Source organism: Nocardiopsis sp. MG754419 (assembly GCF_018207095.1).
Lineage (GTDB): Bacteria > Actinomycetota > Actinomycetes > Streptosporangiales > Streptosporangiaceae > Nocardiopsis.
Map to the genome: position 1 here is coordinate 22,048 of NZ_QOCZ01000068.1, position 20,196 is coordinate 42,243.

General features: G+C 72.4%; 14 protein-coding genes. 6 read left to right on the forward strand and 8 right to left on the reverse strand.

From position 1 onward, the window contains the following. Positions 1 to 478: 478 nt before the first annotated feature. From DSY14_RS14865 to DSY14_RS14880, 4 genes are all read right to left on the reverse strand, one after another. Positions 479 to 1,969, reverse strand: a complete 1,491-nt coding sequence (locus DSY14_RS14865; protein WP_211717147.1) for a sodium:solute symporter family protein — start codon at positions 1,967 to 1,969, stop codon at positions 479 to 481. A gap of 136 nt (positions 1,970 to 2,105) precedes the next feature. Next, on the reverse strand, positions 2,106 to 2,489 hold the full coding sequence (locus DSY14_RS14870; RefSeq protein ID WP_211717148.1) for a RidA family protein: 384 nt from the start codon (positions 2,487 to 2,489) through the stop codon (positions 2,106 to 2,108). 44 nt (positions 2,490 to 2,533) lie between these two features. After that, positions 2,534 to 3,868 carry an alanine racemase gene (locus DSY14_RS14875; RefSeq protein ID WP_211717149.1) on the reverse strand — a complete coding sequence of 445 codons (1,335 nt, stop codon included), beginning with the start codon at positions 3,866 to 3,868 and terminating at the stop codon, positions 2,534 to 2,536. A 26-nt stretch (positions 3,869 to 3,894) separates the two neighbouring features. Further along, positions 3,895 to 5,163, reverse strand: coding sequence for an amidohydrolase family protein (locus DSY14_RS14880; RefSeq protein WP_211717164.1), 1,269 nt, complete (start codon positions 5,161 to 5,163; stop codon positions 3,895 to 3,897). Between the two features lie 236 nt (positions 5,164 to 5,399). Here DSY14_RS14880 and DSY14_RS14885 point away from each other — a divergent pair, with 236 nt between their 5' ends. The 3 genes from DSY14_RS14885 (at position 5,400) to DSY14_RS14895 (ending at position 8,892) form a co-directional block, all read left to right on the forward strand. Further along, positions 5,400 to 6,314: a sugar kinase gene (locus tag DSY14_RS14885; RefSeq protein WP_249187919.1), complete on the forward strand. Its 915-nt coding sequence runs from the start codon at positions 5,400 to 5,402 to the stop codon at positions 6,312 to 6,314. After that, positions 6,244 to 6,990, forward strand: coding sequence for an IclR family transcriptional regulator (locus DSY14_RS14890; protein WP_211717150.1), 747 nt, complete (start codon positions 6,244 to 6,246; stop codon positions 6,988 to 6,990). Before DSY14_RS14885 ends, DSY14_RS14890 begins: the two co-directional genes overlap by 71 nt. A 516-nt stretch (positions 6,991 to 7,506) precedes the next feature. Beyond that, positions 7,507 to 8,892, forward strand: a complete 1,386-nt coding sequence (locus tag DSY14_RS14895; protein ID WP_211717151.1) for an MFS transporter — start codon at positions 7,507 to 7,509, stop codon at positions 8,890 to 8,892. A gap of 403 nt (positions 8,893 to 9,295) precedes the next feature. Here DSY14_RS14895 and DSY14_RS14900 read toward each other — a convergent pair whose 3' ends face one another. Then, positions 9,296 to 10,984, reverse strand: a complete 1,689-nt coding sequence (locus tag DSY14_RS14900; protein WP_211717152.1) for an ATP-binding protein — start codon at positions 10,982 to 10,984, stop codon at positions 9,296 to 9,298. Positions 10,985 to 11,234: 250 nt separating this feature from the next. Then, positions 11,235 to 11,405, reverse strand: a complete 171-nt coding sequence (gene fxsA / locus DSY14_RS14905; protein ID WP_211717153.1) for an FxSxx-COOH cyclophane-containing RiPP peptide — start codon at positions 11,403 to 11,405, stop codon at positions 11,235 to 11,237. A 259-nt stretch (positions 11,406 to 11,664) separates the two neighbouring features. Between fxsA and fxsT the strand changes: the two genes are divergently transcribed. Further along, positions 11,665 to 14,220 (forward strand): FxSxx-COOH system tetratricopeptide repeat protein, encoded by a 2,556-nt coding sequence (fxsT, locus tag DSY14_RS14910; protein WP_307851230.1) that lies wholly within the window; start codon positions 11,665 to 11,667, stop codon positions 14,218 to 14,220. Between the two features lie 135 nt (positions 14,221 to 14,355). Here the strand turns inward: fxsT and DSY14_RS14915 are convergent, their stop codons facing one another. Both DSY14_RS14915 and DSY14_RS14920 read right to left on the reverse strand, forming a co-directional pair. After that, a complete protein-coding gene (locus DSY14_RS14915) occupies positions 14,356 to 15,669 on the reverse strand; it encodes an HEXXH motif domain-containing protein (protein ID WP_211717154.1) in 1,314 nt (437 codons plus the stop codon). Then, positions 15,670 to 16,839: an FxsB family cyclophane-forming radical SAM/SPASM peptide maturase gene (locus tag DSY14_RS14920; RefSeq protein WP_211717167.1), complete on the reverse strand. Its 1,170-nt coding sequence runs from the start codon at positions 16,837 to 16,839 to the stop codon at positions 15,670 to 15,672. Between the two features lie 779 nt (positions 16,840 to 17,618). Here DSY14_RS14920 and DSY14_RS14925 point away from each other — a divergent pair. Then, a complete protein-coding gene (locus DSY14_RS14925; protein WP_211717155.1) occupies positions 17,619 to 18,887 on the forward strand; it encodes a hypothetical protein in 1,269 nt (422 codons plus the stop codon). Between the two features lie 394 nt (positions 18,888 to 19,281). Continuing rightward, a complete protein-coding gene (locus DSY14_RS14930; protein WP_211717156.1) occupies positions 19,282 to 20,019 on the forward strand; it encodes an SDR family NAD(P)-dependent oxidoreductase in 738 nt (245 codons plus the stop codon). Positions 20,020 to 20,196: the final 177 nt, after the last annotated feature.

Here is a 20,196-nt window from a genome sequence, read left to right on the forward strand (position 1 = left end):
AGCATGATCCATGCCGCCGCGCACGTCGGCACCGCCCCCGACCTCGGGAAGGTGTCCGAGCCGACCATGAGGCCGCGGCTCCCCCCGCACGAGGACACCCGGTGAACGAGACGCCCCCCTTCGCGCCCTGGCCCGGTGGCGGGGTTTCCTCGCGGTGAGCGACGGGTGGGACCGTCCCCAGGGTGCGGCCGACCGTGTCCACGGGTGCGCCGATCTCCCGTGGTTTCGTGAGACCCACACGGGGTGGACCTCATCGAGATCCCCGGGGCCGAGCCCCAGGGTTCGGGGTACTGCTCGCGCTGTTCGAACGTGCGCGGGAGATCGCCGGGCACGAGGTGGTGTGGTTGTTCGATCCCGGGAACGTGGCCGCCCCTGCCCCGGACGATGGCCGGTGCGGCGGCCCCTCTCCGGCCCGCCCCTCCCGGGTGGAGGGCGCGGTCCGGCGGGGCCCGCACCGGGCTCCGCCGGACCGCACGGTTCAGGCGTCCTCGTGCGTACCCCCGCGCAGCTTGTCGCCCACTTCGAGGGGAGCGCGCTCCTCGGTCAACCGGCGCAGCGCCTCCTCCCGGGAGATGGGGGTGGGCGGGGTGACCAGGCTGACGATCACACCGGCGAGAAGCGCCACCACCAGCGACGGGATCACCGCGTTGCCCCAGTAGGCGGCGAAGGAGTCCACGCCGTTGACGACCAGCGCGGCCACGGACCCGCCGAGCATCGCCGCGATCCCGCCCTGCCAGGTGGCGCGGGGCCAGAACTTGCCCAGGATCGAGGCCACGAGCAGACCGGTGAGCACCGTGGAGATCATCAGGGTGATGTACTCGATGAGGGTCGTGGCCATGAGGGAGAACACCAGGGCGAGCCCCATCACCCCGGTCAGCGCCCACCGCGAGTACCGCACGAGGCTCTCGGCCTGGGGAAGTCGACCGGTGACCACCTGGGAGATGTCGCGCACCAGGATGGTGACGCCCACGATGGCGTCGGAGTCGCCCGAGGACATCGTGGCCGACAGGCCAGCGACGAGCAGGAACGCGCCCAGCCACACCGGGAACAGGGTGGTGACCAGGTAGGGGAAGGCCATGTCCGGATTCTCGAGAGCGGGTTCCATGGTCCTGGCGGACATGCCGGCGATCGCCGGGAGGATCGAGAAGGCGGCGAAGAGGACACCGGCGAGGAGGAAGCTGCGCCGAACGGTGCGCACGTTGACGGCGGAGTAGATCCGCTGACGGTACGACGGGGTGGCCAGGACACCGACGCCGATGACCACGGCGAGCGACAGGGCGGGCAGCGGGCCGAGGGCCTCGTACCCGAACAGCGAGAGCGCCTCCTCCGAGGACCCCTCGTTCAGTCCGTCGAGCCCACCGACGCTGACCAGCGCCAGGACCGCCAGGATGGTGAAGCCGAGGAAGAGGATGGTGCCCTGGATGGCGTCGGTGATGACCACCGCCAAGTAGCCGCCGACGATGGTGTACACCCCGAACCCGAGGGCGATGACCACCTTGGCCGTGTTCTGGTCCATGTCGGTGAGGAAGGCGAGGTACATGGCCCCGCCCATGATGTGCGCGCCCAGCCATCCCACCGAGGCCAGGAACAGGAGGATGGCGACCACGCCCTTGATCGCGCGACTGGCGCCGAAGTAGTAGCTCATCTCCTCCGGGAAGGTCATGAACCCCTTCTCGCGCACGTCGGCGAAGAGCAGGAGGAGCAGGAACAGGCCGACCGCTCCACCGATCCCGTAGAGGGTCCCCGCCCAGCCGTTCTGGTAGGCGAAGCCCACCGCCCCCAGGCTGGAGCCGGTACCGACCAGGGTGGCCAGCGTGCTCCCCATGACCAACGGGGTGCCGAGCCTGCGCCCGGCGAGAAGGAAGTCCTCACCGTCCTTCGTGCGCCGGGCGACCCACCAACTGATGGCGATCATCAGCAGTACCGACGCGAGCAGCGCCGACAGGTACACCACATTGGCTTGGCTCATGACGAATCTCCTGGGAAGACGGGGAGGGGTGGGCGCCCGGTCCGCGTGAAGACGCGCGGGCGAAGAGGGGGCGGGGACCGCGCGGCCGGGAGGCGGGCCGCACGGTCCCGGGGATGGGGTGCTCCGGGCTACGGACTCAGCAGGCCGGTCGGTACAGCACGGCGTCGACCTCGATGTCGAAACCGGGCAGGTCGGCCTGGATGGTGGTGCGCACCGGGGGTTCGTCGCCGAAGTATTCCGCGAACACCCCGTTCATCGCCTGGAAGTCGTCCAGGTCGCGCAGGTAGACCCGGGCCTGGACGGCGTCGGCCAGGCTCGACCCCGAGGCCGCCGCCACCGTCGCGAGATTGTCGAAGGTGGCCCGCGCCTGCTCCAGGAACGGGCCGTCGACCAACGAGCGGTCGGTCCGGTGCGGCGTCGCCCCGGCGAGGTACACGAAGTCCCCCGCGACGACCGCGTGGGAGTACGGGCCTCCGGGCGGTGCGGCGTCCGGTGTGTTGACGATCTGCTTCTTTGCCATGAACCCTCCTTGGGATCGGTGGTGCCGGTGGTGACCGGACCGGGTCAGAACAGGGTGCGAACGGCGTCCACGACGCGGCCGTCACCGTCGAGGACGGGGATCAGGGGCCACTTGTCGAACACCGTGCAGGGATGGGAAAGCCCGAGTTCGACGACGTCGCCGACGCGCACCGCCTCCTCCGCGGGTCCGTCGAGGTCGAGGAACGCGTGGTGGTCGTTGAGCTCGACGACCCGCGCCCCCTCTCCCAGGGGGGACCGTTCGCCGTCGCGCAGCAGCGCGCGCGGGACGGGCAGGTCGATGTCGAACGAGACGTCGCGCTTGCCGACCCCCAACAGGGCACGGCCCGGTTCGGGGCGGGACAGCACACGTGCGTAGCAGCTCAGCGCGGGACGCAGGGGGTCCTCGTCGGCGGCGGAGCGCAACGGGGACGCGCGCTCCATGAACAGGTCGTCGTGGGTCAGGTAGCAGCCCGAGCGCACGATCCGACGGACCGGCAGCGACAGCGCGGGGGGCTCGGCGAGGGCGTCCGAGACCAGGTCGGGGTAGCTGCTGCCGCCCGCGGTGACAATCACCTCCTCGGCTCCGTCGAAGAGGTGTTCGGCGTCGGCCCGCCGCGCGAACGCGTACAGGCGGTCCAGCCAGGAGCGCACGCGGGTGGGGGAATCATCGTCCCGGCGCTGCGGGAAGACGCCCTCGAAGGCCTCGACGCCGACGAGGGCGAGTCGGGGGTGCTCCGCCACCGCACGGGCCAGTTCCAGGGCCTCGTCCAGGTCCCGGACCCCCGCGCGGCGGCCGTCCACCCCCAGCTCCACCAGGACCGGGAGCGGTCGGGGGGCGTCGGCCAGAGCCCGATCCATGATCCGGACCCCGGCGAGGGAGTCCACCAGGCACAGTGGTTCGAAGTCGGGGTCGCCGAGCGCGTCGGCCAGCCACGCGAGCTGGTCCGGTTCCACGACCTCGTTGGCGATCAGGACCCTGGGCACGCCGAAGCGGCGCATCACCCGGGCCTGGGCGACCGTGGCGGCGGTCAGCCCCCACGCACCCCGATCCAACTGCTCCGCCCACAACCGGGGCGCCATCGTGGTCTTGGCGTGCGGGGCCAGATCGACGCCCCGTTCGGCGCACCAGCGGGCGAAGCGGTCGAGGTTGTGTCGCAGCGCCGCCTCGTCCAGGGTGACGGCGGGCAGCCACAGGTCGCGCAGGTGCAGTCCCGCGGCGCGGACCCGTGCGACCGTGGTGGGACTGTCGGGCACGGAGCGGGCCTCGATCGGCGTGCCGTCGAGGTCCTCCCATGCCGCGGCCGAGGTCCCGGAACCGGCGGCACGAGCGGTGCGCCCGCCCGTCGGTGCCCGTCCCGGAGGCGGAGTGTGCTCTGTCAAGGTGCGCTCCCGTCTGTGTCCGGCGCTCAGGCCGGGGTCTCGGTGGCGGGCCGGGGGAAGTGTTCGTGGAAGTCCTCGGGTCGGTCCAGGCGCCGCACGGCGGTGCGGATCCGCTCGTGGCGATCCTCCTCCGCCCGCTGCTGGGCGGAGCTGAGAGGCACCCACACCGGCGGTGGTTCGGCCGCACGCGGCGCGAGCAGACGACCACCGGCGTAGGTCGCCGTGTTGCTGAGCCGCAGGGGCGCCTCACGTGTGCCGCCGTGCACGTCGACCACGGGGAACCGCCCCTCCTCGACCTCGAACACGGCGATGTCCGCCGTGGCGTCCGGTGCCAGCGTTCCCGCCGCGAGGCCGAAGGCGCGTGCCGGACGGTGCGTCGCCGCGGCCACGACGTCGGTCAGGCCCATACCGGCGGCCAGGGCCTTGCCCATGACGGTCGGCAGGTCGTACGCGGGCCCGTACACCGAGCGGATGTGCAGGTCGGTGGAGAGGAGGGGGACCATGCCGGCCGCCAGTTCGGCCTCCAGCACGTCGAAGTCGAAGGCCCCGGAGCCGTGTCCCAGGTCGAGGAGCACGCCGGAGTCGTGCAGGCGCCTCAGGATGTCGGTGGGGCGGCCGTCGACCACCAGGTCGGCGGCGACGCCGGTGGCGCAGTGGGTGATGAGGTCGCCCTCGGTGAGGAAGGGCGCGATGTCGGCGAGGTCGGGCGGCCCGTAGCCGATGTGCACCATGAGCGGGACGTCCAGGCGCCGCGCCAGCGACGCGGCCCGGCGGAGTGGTTCCAGGCCGTGCGTGCCGACGGTCTGGCTGTCCATGCGCGCCTTGACCCCGCAGACGAGGTCGCCGTTGCGCGCCGCCACGGCGACGGCCGCGTCGACGTCGAGGTTCTCCAGGACGTGGTGCTCACCCGTGCGGCCGACCAGGCCGATCCCGGAGACGTTGATGAGGGCGCGGACGCGGAACGGAGCGGGTTCGGCCACGAAGCGGCGCAGCCCGTCCAGCCCGTAGGCGCCGGCCGATCCGGCGTCGATCCAGGTCGTGACGCCGGTGCGCCAGGCGATCGACTCCGGGTCCACGCCCCAGTAGGTGGAGCTGTGCGACACATGGGTGTGCGCGTCCACCAGGCCGGGCAGTACCAGCCGTCCGCCGACGTCCACGGTGCGCACCGCACGATCCTCGGGCAGGTCGGCGGCCACCTCGGCGATCCTTCCCGCACGCACGGCGACATCGGCCGTCCCGTCGCGTCCGGAGGCCGGGTCGATGACGCGGCCTCCGCGCAACAACAGATCCCACACTCCCACCACTCCCCCTCATGCTGCGTATAGCGCAACACTGTTGCGCTATGAACAACACCTTGAATAGCATTCGTGTGTGACGCAGGTCAATAGAGCCCGTGAGCCCCGCCACCAGGACGAACCGGAGGCCGTGAGTGAGCACGCAGCGACGGAACGCGGGGGGAGCGCCGTCCACACCCGCAGGCGCTGAGGACGTCCCCCTCCCCCGACTCGACGCCGTGTGCGTGGGCGAGACGATGGCACTGCTCGTCCCCGAACCGCACGAGGACGCGGCCCCCCGGTTCCGCACCGAGATCGGTGGAGCCGAGTCCAACGTCGCGGTGCACCTCGCCCACGCCGGACGCGCCGTCGGCTGGCGCAGTGCCCTCGGCGACGACGTGTTCGGGCACCACGTGCGCGCACGCCTCACCGACTCCGGCGTGCGCTGCCTGCTCCGCGAGGACCGCACGCGCGGCACCGGCCTGTACATGAAGGAACCCGGCCCCGAGGGGACACGGGTGCGCTACTGGCGCCGAGGCTCCGCGGCCTCCGGACTGACCGGGGACGACGCGGCCGAAGTGTGGCGGTGGCACCCGCGCCTGGTGCACACGAGCGGGATCACGGCCGCCCTCTCCGACACGGCCGAGGACCTGGTCCGGGCACTGCTCGAAGAGGCGCCCCCGGGGACGCTGCGCAGTTTCGACGTGAACCACCGCCCCGCACTGCACGGTGCGCACAACGCCGGGACGGTGCTGGATCTGGCACGCCGGGCCGACGTGGTGTTCTGTGGTCTGGACGAGGCACAGGCGCTGTGGGGGGTGGAGACCCTGACGGAACTGGGCGCACTCCTGACCGACACGGACCCGGCTCCCGACCTGCTCGTCATCAAACAGGGGGCGCAGGGGGCCACCGCCCTCCGCGACGGGCGGACCTGGTTCCAGCCCGCGCCCCGGGTCGAGGTCGTCGAACCCGTCGGAGCCGGGGACGCCTTCGCCGCCGGGTTCCTCGACCGGCTCCTGGACGGCGCACCGCTGCCCGAGTGTCTGGCCGAAGGGGCCAGACTGGCGGGGGTGGTGCTCGGGCTCACCGGCGACATCACCGGTGTCCAACAGTGTCGAACGCGCCCTGCGCATCCTCGTGGAGCTGTCCGAGGGACCCACCACCATCAGTGAGCTCGGCCGCCGTCTCGACGTGCACCGCACCACCTCGCTGCGCCTGCTGCGCACGCTGGAGGAGGAACGGTTCGTGCGCCGCGCGGACGACGGGAGCTACCGGTTGGGCCCCAGGATGGCCGCGCTCGCCGCGGCGGCCCTCGACGGACTCGACATCCGGGCGAGCGCCGCCCGACACCTGGCCGCGCTGGGCCGGACCTGCGGACAGACCATCCATCTGGGTGTTCTCGAAGACGGCCAGGTGATGTACCTGGACAAGGTGGAGTCCCGTCAGGCCGTGCGCATGTACTCCCACATCGGCGCCCTGGCGCCCCTGCACGCCACCGGGATCGGTAAGGCGCTCCTGGCCTACATGTCGGCCGGAGAGCGCGACGCGCTGCTCGGCGAGGCGCCCTACCCCCGGTGCACGCCCCACACGCTCACGGACCGCGCCGCCCTCGACACGGTCCTCGACCGCATCACACGCCAGGGGTGGTCGCTCGACGACTTCGAGCACGAGGAGTACATCCACTGCGTGGCCGCCCCCGTGTTCGACGCGGCCGGCCGGGTCGCGGCGGCGATCTCCATCTCGGCGCCGAGCATGATCCTCGACCGGCCGGGTCTGCTCGCGTTCACCGAGGATCTGACCGCCACCGCCCAGGCCATCAGTGAGGAGTTGGGGTGGCGCCGACGATGACCCGGTCTCGTGCGCACGACGGGCCGGTCGACGCGGACCTGCGACCGGACGCGCTCACCGATCGGGGCGCCTTCCTCGGCACCGGCTCTCCTCCGTCCCCCCGGTCCCCGTTCCGCGGGTCACGGGCCGGGCACGGCGGTCCCCGGGGGACGACGCGCGCTCGCCGGGCCCGTCCGGGCCGAGGCCGGGGTAGGGTCCCCCACCTCCTCGTGCCGTGGCCCGGGGCGCGGCGCTCCGCGCCCCGGGTGAACGACCGGAATCGACATTCGGGCGGACCTCAAGAGAAAAAGGGAACGAACGTACTTTCCCTATCGACACTCTCCCTCTCACGTTGCACGGGAGCGAACGACCGCGACCTTTTCTCGGTACGATGAGCGCCGCACCGGGGAACGGTGTCGACCACGTGTCCGGGTCACGAAAGACCTGAACAGACCATACGTGCCGATTTTTCTTTTTCACCAGAACACCCCTTGAGGGTCTTTCGGTCCGCACCGTTCGGCCCCGGCACGGATAGCGATGTCCAGAACAGACGAACCCGTTGGTGAGAGCGCCCGGTCGCGGGTCGCCGATTGGCGTCGCCACTTCGCGCTGTTGTGGAGCGGCCTGGCCCTGTCCGGCCTGGGCACCATGACGTTCGGGCTGGCCCTCCCCCTCCTGGCGCTGGCGTACACCGGTTCCGCCGCCCTGGCCGGGTGGATCGCCGCGGCCGGAATGGTGCCTCGGACCCTGCTGCACATCCCGGTCGGGTGGGTGGTGGATCGTCACGAACCCAAGCACGTGATGGTCGTGGGGCTCATCGGGCGTCTCCTGTGCCTGGCCCTGTTCGTCGCACCCGTACTGCTGTGGGACGCCCCGGTGGTGATCCTGGCGCTGGCCTCCGCGCTGCACGGGGTCTGCGGCACCCTGCACTCCACCGCCGGCGCCGCCGCCGTCCCTCTCCTGGTCCCGACGGAGGAACTGGCCGGGGCCGCCGCCAAGAACCAGGCACGCAACGACGCCACACAGATGGCCGGTCGCCCCCTGGGCGGCGCGCTGTACGGTCTGGCGCACGGCGTGCCCGCCCTCTTCGACGCCCTGATGTGCCTGCTGTCCCTGGGGGCCGCCCTGCTCCTGGCCCCCATCCGCGAGCCCGGCTCGTTGCCCCGGCGGGAACCCCTGGGGCTCGCACTCGCGGCGGGCTTTCGCCTGCTGCGCGGTGACCGCTTCCTGCTGCTCTCGCTCCTGGTGTGCGCGGTCACCAACGCCCTGTTCCAGGTGGTGTGGTTGGTCATCATGCTCATGGCCACCGCTGAGGGCGTCTCTCCGTTCGCCCTGGGGCTGGTCCTGGCCGCCACCGGGGCGGGCGGACTGGTCGGCGCGATGGCCGCTCCGTACCTGGTCCGTCGCTCACCCCCCGCCCGCATGATCCTGCTGTGCACGTGGGCGTGGCTGGCCCTGACCCTGGCGCTGCCGGTCGCCGACCGGGTCGGCCCCGACTGGACGACGGTGATCCTGACGCTGGTCTGGGGCGGGATCGGGTTCGTCGGCGCGCACATGAACGTCACCGTGGTGACCTACCACACCACGTACGTCCCACCGGAGCTCCTGGGACGCCTCACCGGCACGACCCGCTTCGTCCTCTGCGCCGCCCTGCCCCTGGGCCTGCTCTCGGGGGGCCAGGCACTGGAGAGCCTGGGCGTGCGCACCACCCTCTTCCTGGTGGTGGGCGTGACCGGTGCGGTCGCGCTGGTCGTCACACTGGTTCCTCTGACGCCCCGGTCCCACCGGCGTGTCCACGGCGCCCGAACACCTCCGCCAGCCCGCGCAACCCCTCCACCAGGGCACGATGCGCCGAATCCGCACCGCCACCGGGATCCGGCCGTACCTGGACGTGCCCGAGGGTCCGATCCACCGCCTCCCTGAGACGGTCGACCGCCGTCTGGTCGTGCGCCGGGAGGAGATCGCGCACCCGCTCCACGGCGATCACGGCCTCGTACATGTGACCGCGGCACTCGCGCACCTCCTCGGCCAGATCGTTGCCGCCCTCCCCCGGCGGGCCGAGCCGACGCAGCTCCCCGATCTGCCGCATCCCCTGGTCGAGTCGGTGGACCCGCAGACGCACGTCCTCCAGACGCCGCCGGACCTCCTTTGCGCGGGCGAGCTCCCGCTCGTGGGCCCGGCGTTCACGTTCCACCTTGAGGGTGTGCTCGGCGCGCCAACGTTCCACCGTCTCGGCACGCCACGCGGACAGGGCGGTGGCCCCCAGGGTGCTGAGCGCCGTGACGACACCGGTGATGAGCCCCACCAGAACGGTCGTGTCCAATCCTCACCCTTTCCCTCGGTCCTCGACGGCACCGTCGCGGATACGGCCTCGGGTGCGCCGCGCCTCGGTGACCCCGCCACCGCCCACCAACGCGCCCTCCAGCTCGTCCAGGGCCGCCCCACCCTGCCCGACCAGCCAGAGCACCTGACCGATCCCGACCCGCAGGCTGGGGTCGCCGTGCACCCTCCCGGCGATCGAGGCGAGCAGCGCCAGGGCGGTGGAGCGTTCCGCGCACAGAAGCCGGGTGCGCGCCTCGGCGACGAGCAGCCGAAGGACGGCCGCCTCGGCGCCGACGGCCCGCCGAGACCGCGCCGCCTCGGCGTAGTGTTCGGCCGCGGTCCGGTGCTCGCCCCGTTCGAAGGCCAGGTCCGCCATCAGCGTGGTGAACAGGGCGTGTGCTCCCGGCCCCGGGGGAGGTCGGGACCGCAGCGCCTGCGCGGCGTGTTCGGCGGCCAGCCCGGCCTCGCCGCGCGTGCGCACCCCGTTGGCCACGGCCAGCCGGTCCTGGTCGCTCCAGGAGCGCAGGCCCCGGGCGTGCGGGGACAGTGCCAGCCCCAGGAGCGGACGGGCGAGCCGAGGATGGCGCAGTCTCCAGGTGTGCCCCTCGACATGGGTCGTGACCAGGGAGCGGTCCTCCAGCGCGTGGATCACGCCGAGGGTGAGGGAGCTCTCCGGATCGTCGCGGACGGGGCCGACCGCGTCCGTGGCGGCGGAGACGACGAGTCGGCGCAGCCAGGCCTGGGGAACGTCGGGCGGCACCAGGTGTTCCGCGGCGACCTCCTCCAGGAGACCGGCCAGGCGTTCGGTGAGGGCGCGGTCGAGTTCGACGTCGTCGTCGGGGACCAGGGTGGGGGCGCCCTCGACCGCCTCCTCCCACAGGGTGAGGCCCACCAACTGCAGCAGCGCGGGCTCCACGGCGTCGGTCCGACGGACCTCCCGCCCGTCGGTGGCACGGACGGAGCGGGCCTCCTCCACCAGACGCGCGGGTTCGGCGGCGCCGACCCGCGATCCGACCCGGGCCAGACAGCCCGCCACGACGGACCGGGCGGTGTCGGGCGGGAACGGGCCCAGTTCCATCTCGGTGTGTTCGGCCTCGCTCTTGTCCACCAGGCGCCGGAGCTCGTCGAGGTGACCGGTGCGCACGACCACCAACAGACGCAGGTCCTCACAGGCCTCCACGGCGCCGAGGAGCTCCTCCAGGAAGTCCTTGCGCCACTGTTCGGGCACGGACGATCGGCGCAGGAGGAGCTCGGCCGAGTCCAGGACGGCGAACACCGGGCGAGACCGACCGTAGCGATCGGTTCCGCCGCGGGCCCGCAGGAAGTCGACCACGGACGTGCCGGGGCCGTGGGTGGGGAACTCCTCGGGGCTCCACACCGCGAGCAGCGCCCGTGTGTAGGGGTTCTGGCCGGGCAGCACGGCCGAGGGGAAGGCGGGGTCGAAGCACAGGTCCCCGGTGGCCAGGACCGTGTGGCCCTGATCGGCGAGGGCGGGGGCGGCGCCGGCCCGCACCAGTGAGGTCTTGCCGACGCCGTTGTCACCGTGCAGCACCGTGAGCCGGTGACGCGACCAGGCCCGGACCAGGGCGGCGGTCTCCTCGTCGCGGCCGAGGAACAGGGGGCGGTCCCGGGCCAGGTAGGGGCGCAACCCGATGAAGGGACCGTGTGCGCGCCCGAGGACGGCTCGTGTCATGAAACAGCTCCCGGCCGGCGAGAACAGGGACGGTTCTGGCGCGAAACAGCGCTGTCCATGGTGCCACGAACCGGGTCGGCTTTCGAGGGCCGGCGACATTCCTGTGGCCTTTTCACCGCATCCGGCCACGACCGTCGGCGCGATTCTCTAGAGAACCCTCCCGCGAGAACGCGCCGTCATTCCACGTGCCAGGGTAACGGGAAACGAGGGCACGGAGAACCTCCGTGCCCGTGACCGGGGACCCGTCACCTCATTCGGGGTCGTTGACGAAACCGGCGACCACTTCCGCCCCCGCCGCCCGGGGGTCGAGCACCGAACGCAGGGCCTCCACGATCACCGAATCCCCGATCCCGTCGAGGTCGCGCAGGGACAGTTCCCCGACGTCGACCAGGATGGACCCGCCGAGCTCGTGTTCCGCCATGTGCCTCCCTTCGTGTCCGCGCCTTTCGACGGCCGGGCGCGAAAGGACGGCGAGCACCACCCTTTCACGCGCGCATTCCCATCGATCCTCGTAGGGAGTTCCTACCACGCACCTGTCGCCGGCTAACATCTTCGCCTACCCTGAGTTTCCGACCTTCATTCCCGCGCACCATCCACCGACACAACAGAACACCAGGGCCTTTTCACGCAGCGATAAACAAAGCACCTGGTGGGGACTATGTGAAAACGGAGGACACCGAGTGACCACTTCCCAGGGGAATCCTCCCGGTCAGGGCAGAAACCGATTCCCGGAGGTGTGGGGCAGGGTCCCACCGCGCCACAAGAACTTCACCGGTCGCACCGACCAGCTCAACGAACTCCGCGCGGGGCTGCTGAACCAGGTCACCGCGGTCGTCCCCACGTCCGAGCCGATCGTGCCGCGGACCCTGCACGGGTACGGCGGGGTCGGCAAGACGCTCATGGCCGTGGAATACGCGCACCGTTTCCGCGACGAGTACGACCTGGTGTGGTGGGTCATGGCGGACCAGCCCGGCCTGGTCCGCTCGTCACTGGCCCACCTGGCCCCGCACCTGGACCTGCCCGGGCCTGCCGTCACGGGCGTGGAGGAGGCCGCCAACGGGGTCCTGGAGGCGTTGCGCAAGGGCGAGCCCTACCTCAGGTGGCTGCTCGTCTTCGACAACGCCGACGAACCCGAGGAACTCAACGAGGTCATCCCGCAGGGGCCCGGGCACGTCCTCATCACCACCCGCAACCACCGCTGGGGCGGGGTGGCCGAGACCGTTCCGGTGAACGTCTTCGCCGAGCACGAGAGCGTGGAGTTCCTCAAGAAGCGTATCCCCCGGGGCATCGACACGCAGGAGGCAGTGGAGCTGGCCGAGGCCCTCGGCCACCTGCCGCTGGCGCTGGAGCAGGCGGGCGCCCTGCAGTCCGAGACGGGCATGTCGGTCCAGGAGTACCTGACCCTGCTGACGGAGCGGACCGGACCACTGCTGCGCGAGGGCAAACCGCCCGAGTACCCCCAGCCCATGACCGCCGCCTGGCAGCTCTCGGTGGCCAAGCTCCAGGAGAACCTGCCCGAGGCGATGGAGCTCCTGCGGTGCTGTGCCTTCTTCGGTCCCGAGCCGATCCCCCGCGACGTGTTCTTCCCCGTGGAGGACGGCGTGGTGCGCCCCGAGATGGCACGGCTGATGGCCGACCCCATCCGGCTGAGCAAGGCCATCGGCCAGCTGGGTCGGTACGCGCTGGTACGTCTGGACAACACCAGCCGCACCATACAGGTGCACCGGCTGATCCAGGCTCTGGTGCGCGAGGAACTGGACGAACAGACCCAGGAGTCGATCCGCGTGGAGGTGTGGTCGTTGCTCAGCGCGGCGGCCCCGGACAGCTTCACCGACACCGCCTCGCACGCCCGCTACCTGGAGCTGCTCTCTCACCTGCGCCCGGCGAGGGTGGCCGAGTCCACGATCCCCGACGTACGGGAGTTCGGGCTCGACATGCTCAACTTCCTGTACACCTCGGGCGACTACGAGACCGCGAGCCTGCACGCACTGGGGTTCATCGAACGGTGGAGCGCCGACTCCGGCGAGGAGGACCCCTACCTGCTGCGCGCGCAGGCCAAGTACGCCAACCGACTCCGCGACCTGGGTCGGTTCACCGAGGCCCAGGACATCAACCGCACGATCCTGCCCCGGATGACGGGGATCCTCGGCGCCACCCACCCGGACACCCTGTCGGTGCTGTCGGGCCGCGGCGCCGACTACCGGGCCCGCGGCGACTTCTGGAAGGCCCGCGAGCACGACGAGGAGGTCCTGCGTCAGTACGAGGACGCCTTCGGACCCAACGACCCCGCGACCCTGCGCGCCCTCAACAACCTCGCGCTGGACCACGCGCTGACCAGCGACTTCGTCGCCGCGCAGATCAAGCACGAACGTGCCTACATGTTGTTCAAGCGGATCGGACCGGCCGGCGGCTCCCCCGTGCTGTTGGCGTACTGGAACGGCCTGGCCCAGGTGGTGCGTCTGGCCGGCGACTACACGGAGGCGTGCGACCTGGGCGAGGACGCCCTCGCCTACGGCCGCGAACAGTTGGGGGTGGACGATCCCCGGACCCTGCGCACCCAGGTCGACCTGGCCATCGCCCGCCGCCTGTCCGGGGAGGTCGACGAGGCGCTCGAACTGGGGCAGGACGCGCACTCCCGCTACCTGCGCCTGTACGGCATCCACCACCCCAGCACCCTGGCGGCGGCGATGTGCCTGGCCAACCTGTGGCGCATGACCGGTGAGTTGGACGGCGCGCTGGAGCTGGCCGAGGACACCGACGTGCGGTACGCCCGCGCCTACGGTCACGACCACCCCTACAAGCACGGGTGCACCAGCAACGTCGCGCTGTTGTACCGCTTGGCGGGGGATCCGGAACGGGCACGGGCGATGAACGAGGGGGCCCTGACCGCCCTGGAGGCCCGTCTGGGCCGCAACCACCACTACACGCTGGCCGCCGCCACCAACCTGGCCGGTGACCTGTCCGCGCTGGGCGACGCCGACAACGCCGTCCGGCTGGGCCAGGGATCGCTGCGCCGTTACCACGAACTGCTGGGACCGGACCATCCGAGCAGCCTGGGCTGCGCCTCCAACCTGGTGCTGGACCTGCGGACCGAGAACAAGATCCTGGAGGCCAAACAGCTCGCCGATCCGACGTACGACTCCTACGTGCGCACGTTGGGACGGGAGCACCCCTTCACCACGGCCTGTGAGGAGAACCGTCGTCTGGTGGCCGACTTCGACCCGCCCCTGTTGTGAGGTCGCCTCCCGCTCCGGCCCCTTCCGAGCGCCGGAGCGGTCGGGCCCACCGATCGCTCGTCCCCGCGCCCACTCCGGGGCGTGAGCGGGGCACGGTGCGTCGCGCACGACGTCTCGTCCGCGGGTGATGGTCTCTCACCAGGGAGCGCCGTTGCGAGCGCGCCACCGCGCGAGGTGGCGACGGGCCGCGTCTCGAGCCGCCCGTTCGGCCTCGTCGGGCACGGGTTCCTCGCACCAGTCGCGCAGGGTGCGGTCGGTCAGGGCGAGGAACCGACGGCCCTCGGTGGTGAGCCGTCCGGAGTCGGCCAGGGCGCGGGCGGCGTCGACGGTGGACCGGCGCCAGTGCGCGAACTCCACGTGGGCGCGGCGCGCCTCCTCCCCCGCGGTGACGTGTCGGTGTCGACGCCAGAACCCGGCCACACCCAGGTGGGCGTACACGCCCTGGAGGAGGCCGGAGGCCGGTCGGGGGTCGGGGCGCCAGGGCGCGTAGTAGCGACTGCCGTCCTCGGACCGGGTGAGCGCGACCAGATCGAGCAGGGCCGTGAGCTTGGCGTGCTGCACCTCGTGCGCGAACGTGAGCGCGAACGGGACCGCGCCTTCGGGACGGGACAGCCCCAGGTTCCCGAAGGCGTGTCGGGTGGTGGCGCTGGTGTGGACCCGCCCGCCCGGCGCGGTGAGGGGGGTGAGCGTCACGACGAGCGCGTCGGTCTCCGCCGCGAGGGTGCCGTGGTGATCCACCAGGAGCTCCCAGGCGCCCTGGAGCGTGTGCCGCCACCAGCGCAGTTCGTCCACGCCGAGCCGGTGGGCGACCAGGTCGGTCCCGGGCATGCGGTCGGGGTCCTGGTCGTCCAGGAACAGTTCGACGCGTCCGCCACGGTGTTCGGCGACCAGCCGACGGAGGGCGTGCCATCCGGGGGCGTCCTCGTGCGGGTCCTCGGGGACCTCCACTTCGGGGCCTCCCCTCACCCGCACGGTGGCCCGGCCTCCACCGACCTCCACCAGTGCCGACGCCCCCTCCCCGACCAGGGCGCGCCCCAGGGACGGCAACGGCGCGGTGGGTCCGTCCAGGGGGATCTCGACACGGGCGTCCACACCGGCGCGCAGCGCGGCCGCGGCCGCGAGGGCGCCGAGCGTACCGACCCGGGGCGGCTCGGGACGGTGCCCGGCCAGGGCCAACGCGGTCCGGCGCGCCCACACTCCGACGGCGGGGGTGCGGAGCGCGCCCCCGACCGGACCCGGCGCGTGCTCCTGGGCCCGGGCCACCAACGCGAAGGCGTCGTGGGCGCGGTCGGCCTCGGGGTGACCGACCTCGCGTGCGACGTCCACCACGCGACGCAACAGGAGCAGGTGCTTGCCGTACTGGGCGGCGCGCAGGTGCGCTGCGGCGGCGTGGCCGCCACCGCCCCGGGCCAGGGCGTCGAACAGTGGATCGGGGACCGGCCCGGGCATCTAACGCCCCTTCCTGATCCGGGCCACGTCGGCGGCCACGGTCCGGCGGATGTGGGTGATGAGGTGGTAGAGGTCGGCGCAGTAGACGGAGGGGTTGAGGAAGCCCGCGCCGGAGCGGTACCGGTGCGGGTAGAGTCCGCCGCCGCACACCCCGGCCAGCGGGCAGGTCGCGCAGGTGGGGCTCAGGGCGCGGGCGCCGATCTGGCGGGCGGCGACCGAGGGCAGGTAGAGGGCCTCGTCCAGGGCGTGGGTGAAGGTGTGGAGGGGGGTGCGGGCCGCCCCGGGGAAGGCCGACTTGAGGCTGTCGACCTGTTCGATGCTCCCGTCGGTCTCCACGACCACCAGCGCGGCCGGCGACAGTCCGATGCTCTCGGTGCGGGAGGGGCCGCCCAGGACGAGGCGGATGATCTCGTTGAACATGCGGATGGTGGTCTCGCGTTCGGCGGCGCCGTACCAGCGGTCGAACACCGCCGCCAGCCACGTTCCGTAGCGGGGTTCGGTGGGCGACCAGCCGGGGGGCGGTTCGTCCCAGTTGCCGTGCGGGAGGAGGAAGTCGACGCCGGGCGGGTGGTAGCCGATCAGGTGCTCGAAGGTGGCGACCGGGTCCGACTCCAGGTCGACGGTGGCGAGCAACCCCGAGAGCAGGTGAGCGTGGCGCTCGTTGAGACGCTCGATGCCGGCCTGCACCTCGGCGTGGGTGCCCCGTCCGTTGGCGCGTGTGCGGTGACGGTCGTGGTCCTGCCGTGCGCCGTCGATGCTGACACCGACTCGGATGTCGAACTCCTCGAACAGGTCGAGGTAGTTCCGGTCGATGAGCACGCCGTTGGTCTGCATGCGCAGGGTCGCGCGCACGTCGGGTTCACAGGCCTTGCGCACCGACTCGGCGACGTGGCGCAGGTGGTCGGGGCCCACGAGGAGGGGCTCTCCGCCGTGGAGCACGATGTCCACCCGGTCACGGCCGTGCGTGCGCGCGTGCTCGGCGATCCTCTCGGCGACGCGGTCGACGGTCGCCCTGGCCATGCGCCGGGGTTGGGAGCGCCAGCCCTGGTCGGCCATCTCGTACATGTAGCAGTAGTCGCAGGCCAGGTTGCAGCGACTGTGGATCTTGAGGATGAACTCGCGGAAGGGGGTGGGGCGCCAGCCCTGGCCGAGGAGACCGTCGACGTCCATGTCGTCGGGCCATTCGGCAGGTCTGTCGGGGTCGGTACTCCTTGCCACGCCGGTGACCTCCTGAGATGGGAGCACGCGCGGAACACGGCCGATCATCGCCTCGACCCGCGTCACGCACTCTCGTGGTATTCCCACAAACGTCGCCGCGGGGCGTCCACCCCCGCCTCGCGGCGCCCGCGATCCGCCCGGAAGGCCCACGCCGACCGTTCTCGTCGCGCAGCGCACACCGCACACGACCTCCTCTCACCCTCGACCACCGCGCCTCCCGTGCCGGCCGATAGCGGCCGGCGACACCACGATGCCCCGACGCGGCCGAGGCCCCTCCCCTCTCCCTCTCGCACACTGAGGCGAGTCCCGCGCCCCGATCTCTCGCCTTTTCCCTCCGCTCCACGGCGCCATCACCCGCCCCGAAGGCCAGGGCTCTGTGTTCCGGACCCTGACCGCGCGAGGCTCCCCGCTCGTGCCGGATCCGCACGCCCGAGGGGCGGTCCGGGCCTCGGCACACCCCCACCGGGGCCGTTCTCGGCCGTGGGAGGACGGCCGTCGCACTCGTGGTCGTTCGGTGACGCCCGGAACGGTCCGGTGTGCGGCCGCCGGGGGCGGGATGCGCGGCCGGGTGACGGACATCCCGGGGCGACGGGGGCGGCCCACCCGGAGCGCCGACCGACCGGGGCGCAGGTCGACCGGGCGCAGGTTTCGTCGTTTCCCGTGCGATCGCCGCTCGCCGCGGCTAGCCTGATGCCGTTTCGACCCTTCGCATCACGTTCGGTGACGTTCCCATGACTGAGCGCCTGCTTCCTGCCCTGTCCGCCTGCCTCGACTGGGCGCACACCGTCGATCCATCGCCCCCGCTGGGCGTCGAGGCGCTCGTGCTCCTGCTCAGCGCACACCAGGACGCGGGGGCCACCGATCCCGGAGACTGGTTCGTGGCCGATGTCAGGGAGGTCGCCGCGACGGTCCGCCGGCGGGAGGAGTTGCCTCCACTGTTCCGGGAGAGCTGGCTGACCTGGTGCGACCACCTGGTCGACGCGGGGCTGTTGGTGTCGACGGAGAGCCCACGGCGGTTGCGGACGGCGATCGCGGAGATCGACCTGACACCGACCGACACCGCCGAGCCCGACCCCGAGCCGCCTCCGGAAGTCGCGGCGCCCCTCCTGGAGCGCCTGGGGTACGGGGCGACCACGGACGACGGGCCGGCACGCCCGTACCTCCCGGCGTCCGCCACCGAACTCGACGCCCACGCCGTGTCCTGCCCCACCTTGTATCTGGCGGCGCGGCTGTCGGCCTGGACCGATCCATGGGTGCTGTTGCGCTCGGGGACCGACGATGACGCCCTCGGCGAGGACGACACCGCCGAGGCCGCCCGAGAGCTGGACGTCTCCCCCGAAGAGGTCGCGTTCCTATTCTCCGTCGCCCGCTCCGCGGGGCTGCTCCGCACCACGTACCTTCAGGCCCTACCAGGGCCGGCGGCCCAGGCCTGGGCCCGGGAGACACCGGGGGCGATCGCCGACGCCTGGGCCGACGCCCTGAACACCATGACCGACCTGCCCGGACCCACACCCTTCCTGGTCCTCGGCGAGCTCTTCCTCACCGGTCGCGAGCTCTCCGTCGAGGAGCTGGCCCACGTGTGCGTCGAACCGGACCCGGCCGCGCATCTGCCCCGGGTCCTGCGCGTCCTGACCGAGACCGGAGCGATCGAGACGACCACCGAGGGCCGGCACCGGATCACCGGTCTGGGCGACCACTGCGTCGCCCGCCGCCTGCGCGCCTGTGGGGTCGAGGTGCCCCGGACCCCACCCGTGCTCGGACTGGACGCCGCCGCATGCCTGGACCTGGTGGAGCGGGCCCGCCCGGTCGACACGGCGCGTCTACTGGACCGGTGGCTGGCGGGGCGGGACCCCGCCGACGCCGCCCGCGGTCTGTTGGAGGCCGGTCTGGCCCCCGAGGACCCCGCGGCCTTCGTCGACGCGGTCGTCGCCCGCCCTCGGGGCCGCACCGTCCTGGACCTGGTCGGGGAGGACCTGTGCACCGCCCAGCCCCTCCGCTGAGCGGCCACCGGTCGACGACGCGTGCCGGTCCCGCCCGCCGTGTCGGCGGGGCCACCGCCCACGGTGGCGTCTCGCCGGGTGGAGCGTCGACCGCAGGAGCGTCGGCACGACGGTCCCGCTCACACCGGGCCGGCCGCTCACCCGGTGCGGCGCCGTGGTGCACGGCGCACGGTCGTGGATCGATCCCCCCGTCGGTCGGGTCGTGGCCCCCTCACCATGGTCGAAGGTGTCCCCGAGGCCGTTCGTTCGGCACCTGCGGCAGGCACGGGTGAGCGTGTGGGCGGGACGTGCGACGCCTCACGGACCGTGCACCCGCCCGGAGCCCGGCCGACCGACGCCGCACCCGGGTCGATAGCCTCGGGACCCCGTCACCGTCGTCGAAGGGTCCCCGTCCATGAGCCGCCACGTCCTGGTCACCGGTGCCGCACGAGGGATCGGCCGCGCGATCGCCGTCGCCTTCGCCGAGGCGGGCGATCGGGTCGCCGTGCACTACGGATCCCGGCGGGAGGAGGCCGAGGAGACCCTGCGGCTCCTCCCCGGGGACGGGCACCTGGCGGTCCGCGCCGACCTGCGCGACCCGGCCGCCGCGGCCGGGCTGGTCGACACCGTCGTGGAGCGACTCGGAGGGGTGGACGTGCTGGTCAACAACGCGGCGGTCAACCTCCCCCACCCGATCGCCGACACCCCCTTCGACGCGTGGGCGGACGTGTGGCGCGAGACCCTCGACGTCAACGTCCTGGGCGCGGCCTACGTCGGTCACCGCGCCGCACGGCACATGATCGACCACGGCGTGCGGGGGCGCATCGTCAACGTCGGTTCGCGGGGCGCGTTCAAGGGCGAACCCGACCACCCGGCCTACGGCGCGAGCAAGGCCGCCCTGCACGCCATGGGCCAGTCCCTGGCCGTGGCGTTGGCACCACACGGCATCGGGGTGGCGTCGGTCGCGCCGGGCTTCGTGACGACCGAGAGGGTCGCCCATCGGCTCGACGACCAGGTGCGCGCGCAGAGCCCGTTCGGGCGGGTGGCGGCTCCCGAGGAGGTCGCGGCGGCGGTGCGGTTCCTGGCCTCGCCCGAGGCCGAGTGGGCCTCCGGGACCGTCCTGGACCTGAACGGCGCCTCCCACTTGCGCTGACCGCCCACGGGGCACCACTCGGCCGGCGGTCCATGGCCGGCGCCCCGGACATTTGGTCAGCGGTCCCCGATTCCCGGGTGTTCCACCGCGAGCCGTCGGACCCGAAACCCCGCTTTCAGAGTTCCCGTTCCCACCAGGTCCACGAAACCACCACACGGGCGCGCGACGGCGCTGTAC